Source organism: Thermomonas sp., assembly GCF_025993755.1.
In the GTDB taxonomy this organism is placed as follows: domain Bacteria; phylum Pseudomonadota; class Gammaproteobacteria; order Xanthomonadales; family Xanthomonadaceae; genus Thermomonas.
In genome coordinates, this window is sequence record NZ_JAMQHN010000037.1 from 1 (window position 1) to 2,779 (window position 2,779).

At 69.2% G+C, this 2,779-nt stretch carries 3 protein-coding genes; 1 reads left to right on the forward strand and 2 read right to left on the reverse strand.

Translation table 11 applies throughout. The annotated features are described in order from the left end of the window. Positions 1-399 (reverse strand): flavodoxin-dependent (E)-4-hydroxy-3-methylbut-2-enyl-diphosphate synthase (locus Q0X16_RS02850; protein ID WP_297830424.1); only part of this gene is annotated, 399 nt, incomplete at its 3' end. Positions 400-509: 110 nt separating this feature from the next. Here Q0X16_RS02850 and xseA point away from each other — a divergent pair. Then, a complete protein-coding gene (gene xseA, locus Q0X16_RS02855) occupies positions 510-1,877 on the forward strand; it encodes an exodeoxyribonuclease VII large subunit (RefSeq protein ID WP_297830420.1) in 1,368 nt (455 codons plus the stop codon). Positions 1,878-1,934: 57 nt separating this feature from the next. Here the strand turns inward: xseA and Q0X16_RS02860 are convergent. Then, positions 1,935-2,779: EAL domain-containing protein (locus tag Q0X16_RS02860; RefSeq protein WP_297830422.1), on the reverse strand; the 845-nt coding region annotated here is incomplete at its 5' end.

A 2,779-nucleotide genomic window follows, 5' to 3' on the forward strand; every position in this document is an offset into this window, starting at 1 on the left:
CAACTGCGCGAACTGGACGTCCTTCTTCTTGCCGAAACCGACGTTGCCGGGGTTGATCCGGTACTTGGACAGCGCCTCGGCGCAGGCCGGCTCCTTCGCGAGCAGCTGATGGCCGTTGTAGTGGAAGTCGCCGATGATCGGAACCTTGACCCCCATCATCGCCAGCCGGTCCACGATCTTCGGCACCGCAGCCGCAGCCGCCGGCGTGTTCACGGTGATCCGCACCAATTCGGAACCGGCGCGCCACAGTTCGCCGATCTGGCGCGCGGTGGACGCCGCGTCGGCGGTATCGGTATTGGTCATCGACTGCACCACCACCGGCGCACCGCCGCCCACCTTCACCCCGTCGATCTCGACCTGACGGGTGATGCGGCGCGGCAGCGGGCCGAATCGGTCCATTGATGTGCCAGGCCCAAGGCTGTCTGCATTCATCCGCGCATTTTATGCCGTCCGGTGCGGATCGTCGCGCGCAGGGCGCGCTTCCACGGGTGTTGTCCTAACATGCAGGCATGGCCCGCAGCGACTCCACCCTCACCCCCAGCCAGCTCAACGCACTGGCGCGCGACCTCCTCGAAGGCAGTTTTCCAGCCGTGCTGGTCGAGGGTGAAATCGGCAACCTCGCCCGCCCCGCTTCCGGACACATCTACTTCACCCTGAAGGACGCCCGCGCGGCGGTGCGTTGCGCGTTGTTCAAGCCCAAGAGCCAGTGGCTGAAGTTCGTCCCGAAGGAAGGCATGCAGGTGCTGGCGCGCGGGCGGCTGACCCTGTACGAACCGCGCGGCGACTACCAACTGGTGCTGGACACCATGGAGGAGGCCGGCGAAGGCGCGCTGCGGCGCGCGTTCGAGGAACTCAAGGCGCGGCTCGACAAGGAAGGCCTGTTCGACCCCGCGCGCAAGCGCGCCCTGCCCGCCTTCCCGCGCCGGATCGCGGTGCTCACCTCTCCGTCGGGCGCGGTGATCCGCGACATCCTCAGCGTGCTGCGCCGCCGCTTTCCGCTGCTGGAGGTCGAACTGCTTCCGGTGCCGGTGCAGGGTTCCACCGCGGCCGCACAGATCCACGCGATGCTGACGCGCGCCGACGCCAGCGGCCGCTACGACATCCTCGTGCTGGCGCGCGGCGGCGGCTCGCTGGAAGACCTGTGGGCCTTCAACGACGAAGCGCTGGCGCGCGCGGTGGCCGCGTGCGCCACGCCGACGGTTTCCGCGATCGGCCATGAGACCGACTTTTCGCTGACCGACTTCGCCGCCGACCTGCGCGCGCCCACGCCCTCGGCCGCCGCCGAGTTGCTGGCGCCGGACCAGGCGGAACTGCGCGCGCGACTGTCGCAGTTCCAGCGCCGCCTGCGCGCCTTGAACGGAACCGGCCTGCGTGAACGTGCCCAGCGCGCCGACCGCGCCTTCCTGCGTCTGCACGCGCAGCGCCCGCAGGCGCGGCTGGACGCGCAGCGCCAGCGCCTCGCCCACGCGCGTCTGCGCCTCGCCGGCACCATCGCACGGCGCCTGCAGCAGGATTCCGGAACCCTGCAGACATTGGCCGCACGACTGCGCGGCAGCCACCCGCGCCGCCGCGTCGAACAACAGCGCGAGCGTCTGCAGCGATTGGCCGACCGACCGCGCGCGATCCTCGTTCAATCGCTTCAAAACAACCTGCTGCACCTGCGCGGCCTTGCGCGCTCGCTGCACGCCGTCAGCCCGCTGGCTACCGTCTCACGCGGCTACAGCATCCTGCAGCGACCGGACGGATCGATCATCCACACGGTTGCAGGCGTGGCCGTCGGCGAGCAGGCCAGCGCGCGCCTTGTCGACGGCAGCCTGGAGTTCGCCATCACCGGCATCCGCGCTTCCGAGGCGGCCACGCCGCCGCCATCGTCCTGAAGCGGGTCCGCCGCCCCGGCGGGAGCGGGCCGCGTCGCGCGCCAGCGGCGCGAGGGATCAACCGCTCGTCTCGACCAGAGCCAACGGCGCCGGCCGGCCGAACAGGAATCCCTGGGCATGGGTGCAGCCCAGTTCGATCAAGGTCTGCTGCTGCGCTTCCGTTTCCACGCCCTCGGCGATCAGTTCGATGTTGAGACTGCCCGCCAGCGCGATGATCGCGCGGATCACCGCGATGCTCTCGTTGCGCACGTTGCCTTCAAGGCCGGAAACGAAGCTGCGGTCGATCTTCAGGCTGGCGATCGGGAACCGGTGCAGGTAGGACAGCGCGGAGAAGCCGGTTCCGAAATCGTCGAGCTGGGCCAGGATCCCGTGCCGGCGCAGCAGGTCCAGACACTCGCGGGTGCGCGGCGCATCGTCGAGCAGGGCCACTTCGGTGATTTCCACGCGCAGCCGATCCGGCGCCAGACCGGCCCCCTCGACCAATCCGAGCAGTCGGCTGGAAAAATCCGCCGCGCGGAAATGCCGGGGCGAGACGTTGATCGCCACATAGCCGGGCAGCGCGTGGCTGGCCATGTCGGAAATCACGCGCGCGTACATCAGCCAGTCGACCTGTTCGATCAGGCCGCTGTCCTCGCCGATATCGAGGAACTGGCCGGGCAGCAGCAGGCCCAGCTGTTCGTGCTGCCAGCGCAGCAGGGCCTCGTGACCGAAAATCTCGCCGGTGCGGATATCGACGATCGGCTGGTAGAACGGCAGGAACTGTTCGGACTGGATCGCGCGGCGCATGTCCGCTTCGAGGTCGAGGCTGCGGGTCGCCTCGCGGTGCATTTCCTCGTCGAACATGGCGCAGCGGTCGCGACCATCCTGCTTGGCGCGGTACATGGCGGCGTCGGCGTCGCGCA

Bases quoted from the DNA above. Each gene is read 5' to 3' on its own strand.
- xseA (WP_297830420.1), top strand. From the start codon at position 510: ATGGCCCGCAGCGACTCCACCCTCACCCCCAGCCAGCTCAACGCACTG.